General features: G+C 65.6%; 13 protein-coding genes and 1 pseudogene. 9 read left to right on the forward strand and 5 right to left on the reverse strand.

Going from position 1 to position 16,791, the window contains the following annotated elements; genetic code table 11:
- The first annotated feature begins 220 nt into the window (after positions 1 to 220).
- The 8 genes from ACTOQ2_RS40330 to phnE all read left to right on the forward strand — a co-directional run bounded on the left by ACTOQ2_RS40330 (position 221) and on the right by phnE (position 9,257).
- Positions 221 to 808, forward strand: a complete 588-nt coding sequence (locus tag ACTOQ2_RS40330) for a hypothetical protein (protein ID WP_440106756.1) — start codon at positions 221 to 223, stop codon at positions 806 to 808.
- Complete coding sequence (locus tag ACTOQ2_RS40335) at positions 805 to 1,578, forward strand: SDR family oxidoreductase (RefSeq protein ID WP_440106758.1); 774 nt, start codon at positions 805 to 807, stop codon at positions 1,576 to 1,578. The genes ACTOQ2_RS40330 and ACTOQ2_RS40335 overlap by 4 nt, the downstream gene beginning before the upstream one ends.
- Before the next feature lie 65 nt (positions 1,579 to 1,643).
- On the forward strand, positions 1,644 to 2,963 hold the full coding sequence (gene aroA, locus ACTOQ2_RS40340; protein ID WP_440106760.1) for a 3-phosphoshikimate 1-carboxyvinyltransferase: 1,320 nt from the start codon (positions 1,644 to 1,646) through the stop codon (positions 2,961 to 2,963).
- Positions 2,960 to 4,549 (forward strand): 2,3-bisphosphoglycerate-independent phosphoglycerate mutase, encoded by a 1,590-nt coding sequence (gpmI, locus tag ACTOQ2_RS40345; RefSeq protein WP_440106762.1) that lies wholly within the window; start codon positions 2,960 to 2,962, stop codon positions 4,547 to 4,549. Before aroA ends, gpmI begins: the two co-directional genes overlap by 4 nt.
- Entirely contained in the window at positions 4,546 to 5,697 is a 1,152-nt protein-coding gene (gene aepY / locus ACTOQ2_RS40350) for a phosphonopyruvate decarboxylase (protein WP_440106764.1), read from the forward strand. The genes gpmI and aepY overlap by 4 nt, the downstream gene beginning before the upstream one ends.
- A 5-nt stretch (positions 5,698 to 5,702) precedes the next feature.
- Entirely contained in the window at positions 5,703 to 6,614 is a 912-nt protein-coding gene (locus ACTOQ2_RS40355) for a phosphate/phosphite/phosphonate ABC transporter substrate-binding protein (protein WP_440106766.1), read from the forward strand.
- 62 nt (positions 6,615 to 6,676) lie between these two features.
- The gene (gene phnC / locus ACTOQ2_RS40360) at positions 6,677 to 7,453 is read left to right on the forward strand and encodes a phosphonate ABC transporter ATP-binding protein (protein WP_440106768.1); all 777 of its coding nucleotides are present in this window, start codon (positions 6,677 to 6,679) and stop codon (positions 7,451 to 7,453) included.
- Positions 7,428 to 9,257, forward strand: coding sequence for a phosphonate ABC transporter, permease protein PhnE (gene phnE / locus ACTOQ2_RS40365; RefSeq protein ID WP_440106770.1), 1,830 nt, complete (start codon positions 7,428 to 7,430; stop codon positions 9,255 to 9,257). Before phnC ends, phnE begins: the two co-directional genes overlap by 26 nt.
- 375 nt (positions 9,258 to 9,632) lie before the next feature.
- Here phnE and ACTOQ2_RS40370 read toward each other — a convergent pair whose 3' ends face one another.
- The 5 genes and pseudogenes from ACTOQ2_RS40370 to ACTOQ2_RS40390 form a co-directional block, all read right to left on the reverse strand.
- On the reverse strand, positions 9,633 to 10,181 hold the full coding sequence (locus tag ACTOQ2_RS40370; protein ID WP_440106772.1) for a thioredoxin family protein: 549 nt from the start codon (positions 10,179 to 10,181) through the stop codon (positions 9,633 to 9,635).
- 1,591 nt (positions 10,182 to 11,772) lie between these two features.
- The gene (locus tag ACTOQ2_RS40375; RefSeq protein ID WP_440106774.1) at positions 11,773 to 11,952 is read right to left on the reverse strand and encodes a hypothetical protein; all 180 of its coding nucleotides are present in this window, start codon (positions 11,950 to 11,952) and stop codon (positions 11,773 to 11,775) included.
- Between the two features lie 1,091 nt (positions 11,953 to 13,043).
- Positions 13,044 to 13,800 (reverse strand): annotated as a pseudogene (locus ACTOQ2_RS40380) (IS256 family transposase); the annotation flags it as partial.
- A gap of 455 nt (positions 13,801 to 14,255) precedes the next feature.
- Positions 14,256 to 15,143, reverse strand: a complete 888-nt coding sequence (locus ACTOQ2_RS40385) for a permease (protein ID WP_440106776.1) — start codon at positions 15,141 to 15,143, stop codon at positions 14,256 to 14,258.
- Positions 15,136 to 15,513 carry an ArsR/SmtB family transcription factor gene (locus ACTOQ2_RS40390; RefSeq protein ID WP_440106778.1) on the reverse strand — a complete coding sequence of 126 codons (378 nt, stop codon included), beginning with the start codon at positions 15,511 to 15,513 and terminating at the stop codon, positions 15,136 to 15,138. Before ACTOQ2_RS40390 ends, ACTOQ2_RS40385 begins: the two co-directional genes overlap by 8 nt.
- Before the next feature lie 923 nt (positions 15,514 to 16,436).
- Here ACTOQ2_RS40390 and ACTOQ2_RS40395 point away from each other — a divergent pair.
- Positions 16,437 to 16,757, forward strand: a complete 321-nt coding sequence (locus ACTOQ2_RS40395) for a hypothetical protein (RefSeq protein ID WP_440106780.1) — start codon at positions 16,437 to 16,439, stop codon at positions 16,755 to 16,757.
- The last annotated feature ends 34 nt before the right edge of the window (positions 16,758 to 16,791 follow it).

The following is a 16,791-nucleotide window of genomic DNA, read 5'->3' on the forward strand; positions in this document are numbered from 1 at the left end:
CCTGCGGGAAAGACCTCATAACCGGCGCCGGCCTCTGGGGATTTCGCCGGTACGTGCCGCAGCCCTCGCAGACGCGACGACGCCCGGTGAGAGGTTCACGGGGAACAGCGCGTCCCGGTGGCCGCCACGGCAAGGACTCTTCTCGGCCGCGTGGTCCTTTCCCCGCAGCCATGGCCGAAGAGGGTGTTGCCACCCGAAGACGCGCGAACACCATTCGATCATGAGGTACGCGAAACCCCAGAACACAGGCACCGAACCGGTGCTTGTGGTCTTCGTATCGCGGCAGGAGAGGCCGGGTGTCTCGGGCCTTCCTGCGATGGCAGACGACGGCGAGCCACTAAGGAAGATGGCCCAACGTATGGAAATCTCCCCCCACTTCTCTTCGACCACGCCGTACGACCCTTTGTCGGTCGCCTACTTCGCGTCCTGCCATGACGGTCCTGGGCGCTTCACGGCCGCACTGTCGGCAACCGCGACCGAATCCGCGGTTGACATCGGCCCCGGGCTTCGCGGGGTGCGGCGTAGCGCACCAGACAGCCCGAGCCCGGTCGTCGGCGTCCACAACCCCACCGAAACGGTGCAGGAGTTCGTGGCCCACCCCCTTTTCCCCGAGGTCGTCGCGGGACGAGCGCACCTGGTGTTCGTCAGCGGCCATGTGGAGACCGTCGGCGCCCCAGGTGAGCCCCCCCGCTTTCGCCTGCGTCCCGGCGCCCATGTCTGGCTGGCGCAGGCGAGCGATTCGGGATCGGCCGGAGCGCCTCATCGATCGCACTCCGCCGCCCGCGAGCACACCAGCGTCCACTCATGAGCGCGGAGTCCGCCGACGGACAGCGCACTGCTCTGATCACCGGCGCCGGCAGCGGTATAGGGGCGGCCACCGCCCGCCGCATGGCCGCCGAAGGGTATCGGGTCGTGCTCACCGGCCGGCGCCTGGAGCGGCTGGAGAGCGTCGCCAAACAGATCGCCTCGCACGGCGACACGGCCGAGATACGTCTTTTGGACGTTACCGACCAGGCCGCCGTAAGTGCCGTCGCCGACGAGCTGGATCGCTGTGACGTTCTGATCAACAACGCCGGAGGGGCCATCGGCACCGAATCGGTCGCGCACGCCGCCGCCGGTGACTGGCGGGCCATGTACGAGACGAACGTGCTGGGGGCGCTGCACATGACGCAGGCGCTTTTGCCCAAGCTCACCGCCAGCGGTGACGGAACGGTCGTGGTCGTGTCCTCCACGGCCGCGTTCACCGTTTACGAGGGTGGCGGCGGCTACAGCGCCGCCAAGCACGGTGAGCATGTTCTCGCCGCGACCTTGCGCCTGGAACTGTGCGGCGAACCGGTCCGCGTCATCGAGATCGCCCCCGGCATGGTTCACACGGAGGAGTTCTCCCTGAACCGCTACCGGGGGGACGCCGGCAAAGCCGCGGAGGTCTACGCGGGCATCGCCGGCCCGCTGGTCGCCGAGGACGTCGCCGACGCCATCGCCTGGGCCGTCACCCGACCCTCCCATGTCAACGTCGACTTCCTTGTGCTGCGTCCCCGCGCGCAGGCCGCACAGCACAAGGTCCACAGACAGTCGTGACACGAGCACGGCGCCATGGTTTTCCCGAATACCACCGCAACCGATGATGAACAGGACGGCCACTTGTGGAAAGCACCCCCCAGCCCTCGACCCTTGACCTTCCCGAAGTCGCGATCACCCCGTTGAAGGAACTGGACGCGACCGTCGGCGTCGTCGGTTCCAAGAGCTACACCAACCGCTTTCTGGCGATCGCCGGTCTGTGTCGCGACCAGACGGTCCTGCACAACGCCCTCCACTCGCAGGACACGCTCCTCCTGGCCGACGCCCTGCGACGGTTCGGGCACGTCGAGGTGGACGTCGACGGTGTCTCCAAGAGCATCACGGTGACCCCCAACGGCCGTCCCATGAGTGCTCCCGAGGGCGAGATCGACATGGGAAACGCCGGAACCCCCATCCGTTTCCTCATCACCATGGCCGCCCTCGCCCAGGGGCGAACGGTATTGACGGGCAGCACCCGCATGCGGGAAAGGCCGATGGGGCACCTCCTCGACGCGCTGGGCGTGCTCGGGGTGAACGCGCGCGCCCTGGCCGCGAACGGCTCACCTCCGATCGAGATCCAGGGACCGATGCTGCGGGGCGGGCCCACCCGCATCGACGGGACGGTGAGCAGCCAGTTCGCCAGCAGCCTGCTCATCAGTGCCCCTGTCACCGAACAGGGGATCGATCTCGACGTCGTCGGCGACCTCGTCTCCAAGCCCTACGTCGACATGACGGTCACCGCCATGCGGCAGAGGGGAATCGAGATACGGCGCGAGGGCTACTCGGCCTTCTCTGTCCAAGGCGGCCAGAGCTACCGCGGCGGAGAGATCACCGTGGAGCCCGACGCCTCGGGAATGTCGTACTTCCTGGCCGCGGCCGCGATCCTCGGCGGCAAGGTCACCATCCCCGGGATCGGCCTGGACTCCCTCCAAGGAGACGTGGGACTCGTCCAGGTGTTCGTCGACATGGGATGCACCTCCAGCGTCGACGGCGACGGCATCACGCTGGAAGGTGGGACACTGCGCGGGATCGACATCGACATGACGAACATGCCCGATGTCGTTCCCACCCTCGCCGCCGTCGCGGCCTACGCCAGCGGACGCACCCACATCACGGGGATCGGCAACCTGCGTTTCAAGGAGTGCGACCGGATCGAGGCCGTCAGCACCGAGCTGGGCAGGATGGGGGTCACGGTGGAGACCACCGAGGACACCATGACGATCCACGGCGGCTCGGAGCCGAAGGGCGCGGTGATCGACACCTACGACGATCACCGGATCGCCATGACGTTCGCCATCGCCGGACTGCGCACCCCGGAGGTCGTCATCCGCGACCCGGCATGCGTCACCAAGTCCTTCCCGAACTTCTGGGAGCGGCTCGAGGGCCTGCGGGGAGAGCGACGGTGAGGCTCTCTCCCGGGATCCTGCTGATCCTCGACGGATGGGGACAGGCACCCCCCGGCCCCGGCAACGCGCTCGCCGCCGCCGATTCCCCCTTCCTCGACGAGCTGACCTGCGATCCGCGCAATCTGCTGCTGGCGGCCTCCGGCCGCGCGGCCGGCCTGCCCGACGGGGTCGTGGGCAACTCCGAGACCGGTCACCTCATCATGGGAGCCGGCCGGCCGGTGGAGTACGACAGCCTGCTCGTGGAGCGTCAGGTGCGATCCGGTGCGCTTGCCTCCCACCCCCTGCTCGATGAGGTCTGCCGGCAGCTGGCTCGAACCGACAAAAAACTTCATCTGGTCGGGCTCACCTCCGATGGGCGGATTCACTCCGACATCGCTCACCTTCCCCAGGTGCTGCGGGCGGCACGAAACGCCGGGCTGGAGCGGGTGAGGATCCACGCGATCACCGACGGACGCGACGTGCCCGACCATACGGCCGCAATGTACATGTCTCGTCTGACGGCCATGCTCAAGGAGGCCGGGGTCGGTTCCGTCGCCAGCGTGATCGGCCGCGACTACGCGATGGACAAGAGCGGAAGAGATCATCTGACCGCCAAGGCCTGCCGTCTGCTCCTCGACGGTGAGGCGGACCGCATCGCCCCCGACGCCGAGAGCGCGGTCCTGGCCCCGGAAGGCGACGGTGCCATCCCCCCGACCGCCGTCGTCTCCGCCGTTGGGTCGCCGACTCGCGTCCGCGACGGCGACGCCATCGTGTTCATGAACTTCCGTAGTGACCGCACCGCCCCTTTGGCCGACATGGTCGCCGCCTTTCTGGCCCGCAGTGGTCGCACCGGGGTGCGGTTGCTCAGCGTCGGCCAGTACGACACCAAAGCCGACATCCCGGCGCTGGTCCTGCGGGCGGATGCCTCCGGAGGAATGGCGGACGCCTTGGAGGATGCAGGCGTGCGATCGGTCCGGATCGCCGAGCGTGAGAAATTCGAGCACGTCACCTTCTTCCTCAACGGCCGAGACGCGCGCCGGCGGCCGACAGAGGAGCACCTGCTCGTTCCCGCGGCCGGCGACCGTCCCCTGCGTGAACATCCGCAGATGAACCTCAAGGAGGTCGGCCGCAGCGTCATCGACGCCATGACTCGCCCCGACGTCGGCCTGGTCGTGGCGAACCTGGCCAACATGGACGTGTTGGGACACACCGGCGACTACGCCGCGACCCGTGAGGCGGCGGCGGCCGTTGACCGCGCCGCGGCGCGGATCTGTGCCGCGGCCCGCGCCGCCGGACGCTGGGTGCTGCTCGTCGGCGACCATGGAAACGCCGAGCAGATGCTCACCACACCCGCCCCCGACGTCTCGCCCGTGGCCTACGGAGGGCACACGTGCAATCCGGTGCCCTGCGCGCTGGTGCCGGCAGGCGGGGAGCGACTGGCCTCCGTTCCCCCCGGCGCCGCGGCGATCCCCTCCGTCGGCCCCACGGTGCTGCGTCTGCTCGGCCTGCCCATCCCGGCGACCATGTCGGCTCCCGCCCTGGCCATGCACTTCGCCCATCCCTCGGCTCCCCCTACATCCGATTCCCGGCACGGAGTACAACGATGATCTCCGCCGAACTCTTCTGCGACGCCTTGGAGCAGCGCGGGTTCAGCGTCGCCAGCGGCGTTCCCTGCTCGTTCTTCGGCGGACCGATCGCGCTTTTGAGCCAGAGGCCAGGCCGGTACGTCCCCGCCGCCAACGAGGGAGGAGCACTCGCCGTGGCGGCGGGGGTGGCACTGGCCGGCGGCCGTTCCTACGTCATGTTGCAAAACTCCGGGCTGGGCAACCTCATCAACCCCCTGACCTCGCTCGTCATGACCTACCGGATCCCTTTGCTCAGCTTCGTGAGTCTGCGCGGCTGGCCGGATCCCACCCAAGACGAGCCTCAGCACGCCGTCATGGGGCCGACCACCCGGCCCTACCTGGAACTCCTCGACCTGCCGAACTGGACGCTGCGATCCGGCGACGACCCAAAGCGTTTCCAAGAGATCCTGGACGCCGCCCTGCGGGCGTTCCAGACGGGCCAGGCCCCTTTCGTCCTCGTCGAGAAGGGCGCCGTCGCGAAGGCCACCGCCGCCGAACCCGTCTGCCGGCAGCCGAACGGCCCAACTCACCGGCTCGACAGCACCGAGGTGGTGCAGGTGATCGCCAAACTCGTCGGCGACACTCCCATCATCGCCACCACCGGCTACACGGGCCGTGAACTTTTCGGGGTGGAGGATCGGCCGGCCAACTTCTATATGCAGGGCTCCATGGGACACGCCTCCTCGGTCGCGCTGGGGGTCGCCCTGGCCCGGCCGGAGCGCAAGGTGGTCGTTCTGGACGGCGACGGGGCCGCGCTCATGCACCTGGGCGCGCTGTCGACCATCGGCTTCCAAAGCCCGCCCAACCTGGTTCACATCGTGTTGGACAACGGTGTCCACGAGTCTACGGGTGGCCAGCCGACGACATCGGCCACCACCCGGCTGGAGGGCGTCGCCTTGGCGTCGGGGTACCGAAGCTGCCGTCGGTATCACACGCTTGCCGAGGTAGGTGAGGGGGTCGCCACGGCCCTGGCCTCCCCTGGACCGCACATGTGCGTCATCCCCACGCGTCCGCGAAGCGGCCCGATACCACCGCGCGCGACCAACGCCCATCCGCCGGAGTCCATGCGTGCCCGCTTCACGGCCGCGGTGGGCGCTACACCGAGCACCTCTGCGCCGAACGAAGGGTGACCTTTATGCCTCGATCACTGCCGAAGAAGAAATCACTGGGAATTATCTGTGCGCTCACTGTTCTGGTCAGCGCCGCCTGCGGTTCCGGGACGAACAGCGTCACCAATCCCGAGACGATCGTCATGGGACTGATTCCGAACGAGAACGCCTCCACCTTGAAAGCCGAGTACGCGCCGCTGGTCAAATTGGTCTCCGAGGCGTCCGGGAAAGAAGTCAAACTCGAGGTGATGAACAATTACGCCACCCTGATCGAGGGGCAGCGTGCGGGCACCGTACATATTGCGATGTACGGGCCGCTTAGCTACGTTCTGGCCAAGGACTCCGGCGTTGACATCTCACCGATCGCGGCGGAAATTTACAAGAAAAACGGCTCGGCCAGCTACCAGGGTTATATGGTCGTCCGCGCCGACAGCGGAATCAAAGACCTGCAAGGCCTGCGCGGGAAGAACATCTGCTTCGTCGACCCCAACTCCACCTCGGGGCGCCTGTACCCGCTCGCCGCCCTCATCGAGGCCGGCCTGCACAAGGGGGACTACAAGGAAACGTTCTCCGGAGGGCACGATGCCTCCCTCCTGGCCGTCCGCGACGGTGACTGCGCCGCCGCGGGCATCAGGGACCTTCTTTTCAACGAAGTGCTCCCCCACCAGGAGGACATCAACATCAAGGACTTCACCATCCTGTGGAAATCACCACCCGTGGTGAACTCCCCCCTGGCCATCTCCAACCGGCTCGACGCCAAACTCCGCACCTCCATCACCACGGCGATACTGGAGCGCGGAAACGCAGACAGTCTCGGTGTCGACAACATCGCGGGCTACTGGGGATTCACCAAAGTAGACGACGATTTCTATGACCCCATTCGCAAGATATGCAAGATCACTGGGGCGGAGGCCTGCAAGGGAAAAAACGACCAGTAGAAATCGGTCACCATGACGTTCGTTTTTATTCAGGTTCGCGACAACAGTGGGTTGAGGTGTAGATGGACAGCCGGCAGACACAGGAGCCCGTGATTTCCCTGGAGGGAGTCACGAAGAACTTCGGAAATGACATCATGGCGCTTGACAACGTCAGCCTCAATGTGCCGGAAGGCCAGTTCCTGGCACTGCTGGGCAGTTCGGGGGCAGGCAAGTCCACCCTGCTCCGCCACGTCTGCGGCCTGCACAGGCCCACCAGGGGGGCGGTCCGCGTGCTCGGGGTGGATGTCCGAACCGCCAGTGAGAGGATGACACGGCGCCTTCGATGCCGCATCGGGTTCATTTTCCAGCAGTTCAACCTTGTCGGACAGCTCAGCGTTTTGGAAAACGTGTGCAGCGGCGCACTGGGGCGCCTCAGCGGCCCCCGGCTCGGACTGTTCTCCTACTCCTCGCGGCTGCGCCGGGAGGCTTTGGAGCACCTGGACCGGGTCGGGCTCGCCGATCAGGCGTTTCAGCACGCCGGCACCCTCTCCGGCGGCCAGCAGCAGCGGGTGGCCATCGCACGGGTGCTGATGCAGCGCCCGGCGGTACTGCTCGCCGACGAACCCGTGGCCTCCCTGGACCCCGACAGCGCCCAGACGGTGATGCGACTGCTGCACGACATCGTTCGCGACAAGGGGGTGACGCTGGTCAGCAGTTTGCACCAGATGGATTTGGCGCTCTCCTGGGCCGACAGGATCGTCGGTCTTCAGCGCGGAGGGATCGTGTTGGACACACCGGCAGGCGCCCTGAACACCGACACTGTGATGGGGATCTATGGTAACGCAGCATCAAGCCGGTGACACCGAGAGCGTCGCAACGGCTGAGCGTGCCAGGGGAATCGTTTCCCCGGAGGTCACGGATACAAAACCGGTACCGGTGCGCGCCGAGGGCCGCAGGCGTCCCCGGCGCCATAAGAGTGCCGCCGCTACCGGTTTCGTATCCGTTTTCCTTGCGATCGGAACCTGGTCGGTGCTGGAGCTGGAGATCAACCTCTCCACCCTGGCGCTCGGCTACTCCAACGCCGTCGCCTTCATCCAGCGGATCTGGCCACCAGAGGTGCCGAGCCTCGACGAGGCGCTGCGGCAGAGCGGTCTCACCCTCGCCATCACCTTGCTGGCCACCCTGCTGTCCATCGTGATCAGCCTGCCGCTGGCCGTCTGGGCGGCGGCCAACACCACCCGCGGCGCCCCGTTCCGGGTCGGCTCGCGCAGCGTGATCGTCGCAGCGCGCGCGATTCCCGACATCGTGCTGGCCATCATCTTCGTGCGGCTGTTCGGCCTGGGAGCCTTGTCCGGAATTCTCGCGATGGGCCTGCACTCGGTCGGCATGGTCGGCAAACTCTATGCGGACGCGATCGAGCAGACCTCCGACAAGCCCCGAGACGCCCTGCGCAGCGTCGGCGCCACCCGCAGGCAGCAACTCGTCACCGGGGTATTGCCCCAGGTACTGCCGGCCCTCATCGCGGTCGGCCTGCACCGCTTCGACATCAACCTGCGCCACTCGGTCATCTTGGGATACGTCGGTGTGACCGGGATCGGCTTTGAGATGTACAAGGCGTTCGGTTCACTAAAATTCGGCCTGGGCATCAGCTGGGCCCTCATCTTGCTGCTGCTGTGCCTGCTCACCGAGCTGCTGTCCACCTCCATCCGCAGAGCGCTGCTTCGCGACTCCCTGGCGTTGGAACAAAGCGATCGCCATACGATGATCGGATTCCTGCGGCGCCGTCTGACGGCGCGTACGGGCTTGTCGGCCGCGACGTCGCGGCAGGCGCGGCCGGTCGGCCCGCGCCCCGTGGCCGCCGCACCCGTCTGCGTAAGCCTCAGGCCCGTTTCGCCCGCGTGGACGTTCGCGCGGGCGCGCCGGCTGCTGTACGCCGTACTCGCCGTGGCGATCGTAGCGTGGTCCTTTACCGGCAGCGGGGTGCTGGACAGCAGACTCGCGGGCGGTCTGGCGGGATTCCTCTCCACCCTGGCCATGTTCTGGCCGCCGGGTTCAGCGGGAATCATGAACGAGCTGCTGCAGGCACTGCTCGTGACGGTCCAGATCGGTTTCGCCTCCGCGTTGATCGGCGCGATGTTCGCGATACCGGTCGGATCGTTGGCGGCCCGTAACATCTCAGGCCACCGTAGCCTGCACGTTTTCTTCCGCGGATTCGTCCTGCTGGTAAGAGGCGTGCCCGAGCTGGTGCTTGCGATCCTCTTCGTCGTGGTCATCGGCCTGGGCCCGGTCGCGGGTGCGCTGGCGCTGGCTGTTGGATCTATCGGCCTGCTGGGCAAACTCGTGGCCGACTCCCTGGAGGAGATCGACCCGCATCCGATCGAGGCGATGCGAGCCCTCGGTGCCTCCCGCATCCAGATCTACTTCACGGCTGTCCTCCCTCAGGCGGCGCCCGCGATCATCGGGGCGACCCTCTACCAGTTGGACGTCAACATCCGTGCCGCCACGCTGCTGGGGCTCGTCGGCGGTGGAGGCGTCGGTTTCTATCTGCTGCAGGCCTCCCACACCCGGGAGTACGAGGTGATCACACTGATCGTCTTGATGACGTTCGCGGTGGTCTTTGTGCTGGAACTCCTGGCAATGCTCGTCCGGCGGATCCTCAGATGAGCCGCAAGGAATTTCTCCGCAGTGCACCAGGTCACATCACCTGAACCGTACAAAGCAGGGCAGCATGTCGACACAGCGAAGCGAGTCGACGCACGCCGGCCGCTGAGGGCTGGATTCGCGGACGGGCACCTGCGCCGCGGTGATGGACGGCGAAGGCCAGGCGCACAGGGACACCAAGACGCCGCACCGGCGGCCGGCCGCTAGATGGCCCGGCCGCCGGTGAGCCTTTGCCGGGGCCTTCGCGTGGAGCCTTCACGATGGCTACCGGCTGGGCGCCGGTCACGGGAACACCTGGCGGCTTCGGGCCCCGGGGTCCCCGGCCAGGAGACCGCCGGGACCGGCAGTACTGTGACGGATCCGCGGGAGACCGCCAGGCTAGGCGGGCTCGTTACCGGGCCGCCACTTGATGTTGCAGCCGGCGCTGGGCCTGTGCGGTTCCGGTACGGGCTGTCCGGCGAGCACATGGTCGATGGCCGCGCGCAGGGCGGCACCGTCGTTGGGCAGGTCGTTACCCGGTCGTCCGGCGTCGAGCTGGCCGCGGTAGACCAGGCGCCGCTCGGCGTCGTAGAGGAAGAAGTCGGGGGTACAGGCGGCCCGGAAGGCCTTGGCGACCTCCTGCGGCTCGTCAATCAGGTAGGGGAAGGTGAATCCGGCCCGGCGCGCCTGCTCACTCAGATGCTCCGGCGTGTCCTCGGGGTGGGCGGCCGTGTCGCTGGAGCAGATGCCCACCGTGGCCACCCCCCGCTCGTGGTAATGCGCGGCGACCGCGGCGATCTCCTTCTCCACGTACAGCACGTAGGGGCAACGGTTGGACAGAAAGACCACAAGCAGAGCGGAGGCGTCGGCGAAGTCGCCGATCGACACTTTGCGGCCATCGATCGAGGGAAGGGTGAAATCCGGGGCGGGCGTCCCAAGCGGGACCATGAAAGAGTTGGTAAATACCATATTTATATTGTGCAGGATCAACACTCGTTCAGGCAATGTCATGTCGTAACGAAAAAATTCTGGCTCCGAATTCACGACAGCCGAAGTCTGGATGGCCGCCTCAAAAGGGTGTTCCCAGTCAGCTTTTTTTGAAGTCCGACAAATACTGTCACCCAGAGTGATATCCAATTGGACACATGGTTCTAATATCCGAATCCACACGGCTGGTAGGTGAGATAACACACCATCCCACCCTGATCGACGGAACAGTGAGGCATCGTTTCACCTGGTCGGCTGCGGTTTACTCACCGGTTCCGGACTGTCGGCCGCGGTAACGGCCAGCTCTGTCGAATCCGCAACCGAAAATTGAAGGTTGCTGGAATTCCGACTGGACAGCCAGCTCGCCATATACGCCGGTTTCAACCCCATCGCAAAAATCAGCGGCACCTGAAAAGGATCAACCAGATATCCGGTGCGTCTCTTGATGCAGTGCGAAGCCGACCATCCTCGCGCGGGGGCTCGGCTACCGCATTGTTGTGCGCGTGTCGCTCCTCCAGGAATTAGCGCTCTTCTCCCACTACCTGCATTAGCCGTCCCTGCCGGAAGGAGCGGAACAGGAACGGCGGCCGGGCCTCCTTTGTGCGGGGGAGACCGGCGATGTCATGGCGGCCGAGGGACCTGGGAATGGTCTTTGGTGGTGCGGCCGGCTCCGCGTCCGGGCGTCACGTGCTCTGTCTCACATCCCGCCAGCCGGATCATGGGGTGTCGATACTCGGACCCGGATACCGTCGGCATCGGCGGGACGGCGGTGAGCGCCTGCGCCGGGGGTGGTGGTCGGCCTCATCCGGAAGGGGCTGGGTGAAAAACGCCGCCGGCCTTATAGGAGGTGTTTGAGGGCCCGGCATCACGGCGTGGTCGTGATGCCGGGCTGACGCCGGCGAATCCGCGCGGGCCGCGGCGCGCGCGCCGACAGGAAGGAAAGTCAGATGAAGACGGCTTGGCCATCCTTCGGATCGAACCTTCGGCGCCGACTCCGCGATCGGTTGAGTTCACCGAGGGCCGGACGAACCGCGAAAGGGGAGCACAGCGGAAGAAAGGATCAAGACAGGAAGCACGCACCTTGCCAGGTACTGCCGATCACAGAAAGTGCGGCGTCGGCTTTCCCTGACTACCGGCCGAAAAACGTCGATGTCTCGCTTGTGGCCGGCAGGACATGGCCGACCACATCGCCGTCACCTTCATGGCGCCATGGCCGCGCCGGGACCACGGTGTCCCTGCCGGCCGGTCTCCCGTCGGGTGGCGAGGCCGCCCGCGTCGGGGGTATCACGGCGATCCTCGCCGATCACGGGCGCACAAGCGGCCGGGAGGACCATCTTCGCGCTCATGACCGGCGAGGCACGCACCGGCGCGATGTGCGACGTCACCTGGGTGGGGTACATGCGATGGCAGGTCATCGCCGATCGCTGACCGTTTCGGTGAACTCACCTGCCGAAGCGTACGGATGCCACCTGCGGCTACCCGATGCCGCCCCAGCCCTGAGGCCGCGACGTCGCCACGCGAGATCTCGAAAGCCTCTCGCGAAAGCGCGCCCCTACGTCCGCTGCTCGAAGCACACCACGGCGGGCTCGGACGATTCCGCCTTCACCGGCTGCACCTCGTTCGCCGGTTCCGTCGTTTCGACCTCTTCGGTCACGCTGACGGCACCGCAGCAGCTGTCCAGTTCCGCCTTCTTTTCACCGCCGAAGAGCTTGCCAAGGAAATTCGCAGCCATGCTTTCTTCTCCCATCTGTGATGTAGAGCCACTTCATTAGTGGAATTTGGCTCGTGCTGTCCGGTCAGCGCCAGGACCGCGCGGTAGAGCCATTGGAATCGAGAACCGAGCCGCCCCGCTGTCTCGTCGATGGAGACCACGCCGGCTGAGACCGATCGGCATCCCAACTTTGAACACATCTCATTACTATCAACAGGAATTACAGGTGTCAATCACGATCGTTGGATTGATGGGCCAAAGCGGCCATGCTCCTGAACCTGCCATAAATGACCGTTTCGCAGGTTTTGGCTTCGCCGTATCTGAGGGCGAGCAAAGGCGGCATCACCCTTCATCCTCTCGGCTCTCGACACGAGGCCGTCGACACCAGTCGGCTGTTTTGGACAGTAAGCGGGGAAATATCGGACAGAGAAAAACTGTATCGCCCGGTGCGCTGCACGACCCATTGCCATGGAGGCAGGCGACATTGCTTGTGCAGGTCGCAACGGAAACGTGGCTGCATGCCCGGGGACCAGCCGATATACCCTCGGCGATCGGAGGCGGCTCGCAAGTTCAGCGACTGACTCGCGGACATCATCTCAATACTGTCTTCTCCGCCGCCCTCACCCGAGAACACGCCGCAATCGGCGCCGTGTCCCGGCGCCAAGCAGACGACCTGCGTGAGGTTTCTCCCTGCTCTGTGCCTGTCCCCTAGGTTTCGGGCATGCCCGGCTTGAAGACGACGGCTACTTTCGCCTGGGCGCACAGAAGCGGCAGTGCGGTGAACCAGGTATCGGGAGCGTGCAGGGGCGGCGCCCGCAGGGCGGGAATGAGGTCGACCAGGGCGTCACGGCGGTAGGGCCGACACTGTACTTTTCGGGCGGACGGCTCACACAGCCGACCGGACCGCACTCGACGCCGTGGCGGTTGGAGGGGATTCGCATCCTCCCGAGGCGTTGACCGCTCCTGCCCGTACTGGCCTGCGGCAACGCCACAGAAAGCGGTCGGTGGCTTCACCGGCGGGCCATCTTTCGTGATCGTCTGCCGCCTTGACCTCGCGTAAGACACGTGCCGGCGCCCGAATCATCCGGGGTCGGCGGGGTCTCCGGGGCGGCGTAGAGCGTCCGGCAGCACTGCCAGGACACCGGGCAGCGTTGAGGCGAGCGCGTCGCGCAATCCAGCGTGACGGTTGGAGACGACCAGCCTCACCCCGGTCAGGCCCCGTGCGGTCAGGCCACGCAAAAAGGTCAGCCAGCCCACATCGGCCTCACTGGAGGCGATGTCGACACCGAGGATCTCCCTATGACCGTCGGCGTTGACACCGGCGGCGATCAAAACGTGCACGTTGACCATACGGTCGTCCTCGTAGATCTTCTGGGGCAGCGCATCGACCCATACGAAGGTGTACAGGCTCTCCAGCGGCCGGTTACGTGAGCCCTCGACGATCTCATCCAGCTCCTGCACCATCGACGGCAGTTGCGCCTTCGACAGGGCGGTCACTCCCAGCGACTCGATCAGCCGCTCCACCCGTTGCGTGGAGACTCCTAACAGGTACGAGGTGGCAACCACGCTGGCCAAGACGCGCTCGGCTCGTGGCTCGCGCTCCAGCAGCCATTGAGGATAGTAGGAGCCGAACCGCAACCTGGGGATGGCCAGCTCGATCGTGCCCGCACGGGTACTCCACTCCCGCCGCCGGTATCCGTTACGCGAGTTGGCCCGCCGCGGGTTCACCTCCCCGTACCCTGCCCCGCACATGCTTTCCACCTCGGTGTCCATCAGCCGCTGCGCGAACTCGCGGATCATTGTGCGCAGTACGTCCGGAGACACCGCCGCCAGGGTGGTTTCGAAATCCTCCCCGATGAGGGGCACGATGCCACCCGCAGACACGTCGTTCTCCTTCGCAGCTGGCTTGACCGTTGTGAACGGATTCCGAGGTGGCCGCCTCACCTATCGGGGAACGAAAACCGCCAAAGCAGACAGGAACCTTACGACTGCTGCCGGGTAGGTGAACGTCCACCCTCGTGCAGGTCCCGCCCCGGTCTTTGACCAGGCCAGATGAAGGGGTACGAATCAATTCAATCGTTCCCACGCCGCTGAGCGGTTTTCGGCGGCCGCGCGCCGTGTCGCAGGAGGAACGACGGCGCTTGTTGCGTGCAAGCCGGTGTGTACGGCGGCGGCGTGCCTGGGCGGTGAACGCTTCGCCCAGCGTGGTCCGGGACCATCCGCGTCGACGGTGAGGCCGACCGTGAGACTGCCACCGGCCTCTTCGGAGACACTACCGAAGAGGCCGGGGAGGACATGCGCCGAAACTCGATCGGCGCACGGGTTCAGAAGAGGGGGATGATCAGTCCTCCGGCGATGGCGACGGCGAGGACCGACACCACGAACGCGGCCACCAGTCGGGGCTTGAAGATCGCCGACAGCATGGACAGTTCCGGCAGGCTCGCGCCGGCACCTCCGATGACCAGAGCGAACACCGGTCCCAAAGCCATGCCCGCCGAGCTCAGGGCCAGGCCGATGGGAAGAATGGACTCGGTGCGGACATACAGCGGGATGCCGACCAGGGCTGCGAGCGGGACGGCGAAGATGTTGCCGGGGCCGGCGATGTCGATCAGGAAGGACCGAGGAACGGCACCGTAGATGAAGGCCCCGATGCTCACACCGACCAGCAGCGGGATGACCAGCGGCTTGAAGAACGACGTCGCCTGCTTCCAGGCCGGGCCCGCCTCCGAGCGCATTCCCCGCCAGGGCGAGGTGTCGTGGTCCTCGGCGCTGACGGTGACGCGCTTGACGTACTTCTCCAGTCCCATCTTCCCCCACAGCAGGGAGATGGCCATGATCACGATGAATGTGATGATGCCGTATCCGATCATGATCTGCCATCCGAAGAGGATCCAGATGATCCCCAAGATGATCGGGTCCAGGAGCGGGGAGGAGATGAGGAAGGCCGCCGCCCCGGTGAAGGGCACACCGATCTTCAGCATCCCCATGAGCATGGGCAGGGTGGAGCAGGAGCAGAACGGGGTCAACGACCCCAGCAAGATCCCCTTCATCGGCGCCGTGAACCTTCCGCCGGCCATCCACCGCTGGAGCCTCTCATCGCCCAGGCGCCGCTGGAGCAGGGCGACGATGAAGGCGACGGATAAGAACAGGGCGACGAGTTCGACAGTGATCGTGCCGAAAAGCTGGAGCGTCTCTGCCCACTTGTCAGACATCGTCATCCTCCTCACTCAGGCAGCATGCCTGGGCACCTTCAGGGGTCAGGGCCGCCAGAGAGGCGAGCCAGCGAACCGGCATTCCGAATTCCTCACAGCACAGGGCGTAGACGTTGGAACGCCCCTGGGGCATGACCTTCACAAGTCCCTGTTCGCGCAGCGGCCGCAGGTGGTGGCTGATAAGCGTCTGGCTTAGGCCGGTGGCCTCCTGCAGTTCCTTGACGTTGCGTGGACGCTCGGCGAGAAGCAGCGCCAGGACCACTCGGTTCTCATCGGCCAGCGCCCGGAGTTTGGGAACAAGGCGGCGGGCCCGTTCTTGATTGGACAGTTCTTCGCCCTCGAGAAGGCGAATATCCAGTTCTCTCAACATGACCTCATAACTATCAACAGGGTTTGTTTATGTCAACAGTACTTCTTGATATAGCGGTCCGCTTGGCCAATCCCGGCAAACGGTACATTCGGGTTCGATATACGCAACAATTGAAGACCGAAATACCCCTAACAACCTGTCCGGATCCCGAGGTCGGCGGTCGCAGCACCGATTCGCTTCCGGCCAGGGACGGCCAGGCGGCCCACCGTCAGGCTGATGTCTCCGGCCGACCGCTCAGCGCGCTGCCACGCAACGCAGAGTCGCACAGCAGTGCCGCGAACACCATCAATCCTTTCCCGGCCTCGCCCATAAGCCTCACGGTAAATCCGGCGACGGGCGTTGAACCAGCCGTACTCTGGCGGGAACTACCATTGCGTCAGTAGTGCGTTCCGCCCCACTGAGCGACCCGGTATCCAGCCAATGTGCTGGTCGCGGCATTGCCCGCGTACTCGTTGGGAAACAAGCCGGTGTCCATCTCTGCGAAAGCGCGGAGACCCTATTATGCGGCGGCGATCTCGTGAAGTCTCGCCCTGCTTGCGGGCAGTACGCGCCGATGTCCCTTGCCCAGAGGTCCCCGTCGCCGTGGCCTCCCACCGCATCCAGCACCTCGGGCAAAGCAGCACCGCGATGGCCTCTGGCCGGTGTCGACGAGTTCATGCCCCCGCCCTGCCGCCGCACTGCGCCTCGGCGTCGAGGCTCTCCGGCTCACATCATGACCTCAAGCCCCCGTCCCGGCCGGATAGCTCTTCAGGCACCGAGTCTCAGGCCGGACTTTCCCGCTATCGTACGGATCATTGATGATCTATGGGTTTGGACATCACGTAGGAGCGCACCAGGTCACCTCAGCCGTGGCCTTCGTGTGAGAGGCCGCCGGGGGCCTGCTTGCGTCCGGCGAGGGCGGCCACATTCGGCAAGGAGAAGCGGTGAACCTGCGACTGGTCGATCTGATCCACGGCGTGTCGTTTCTGGAGAACGCCTTCGTCAGGTGGGTGCTGAGCTTCGCCGTGTCACCTGGCATCGCCCAGCACGTGAGCGGACAGCATCCGGTGGCCGTCGGGGATCACCGCTATCGGCTGGACTTCCTCATCGCCGGGTCACGGCTTCGCGTCGCCATCGAACTGGACGGATTTGCCTTCCATCACGGTAGGCAGGCATTCGTGCATGACCGGATCCGCCAGAACGACCTCGTCGGGCTGGAGTACGGTAGGTGTCAAGTCAAATGCGACAGGAGTCTGCTGATCTGATCGCTAGGCGACCTCTTCCTCGGGCTGGTTGATG

The sequence above is a fragment of the Streptosporangium sp. H16 genome (assembly GCF_051918855.1).
GTDB lineage: Bacteria > Actinomycetota > Actinomycetes > Streptosporangiales > Streptosporangiaceae > Streptosporangium.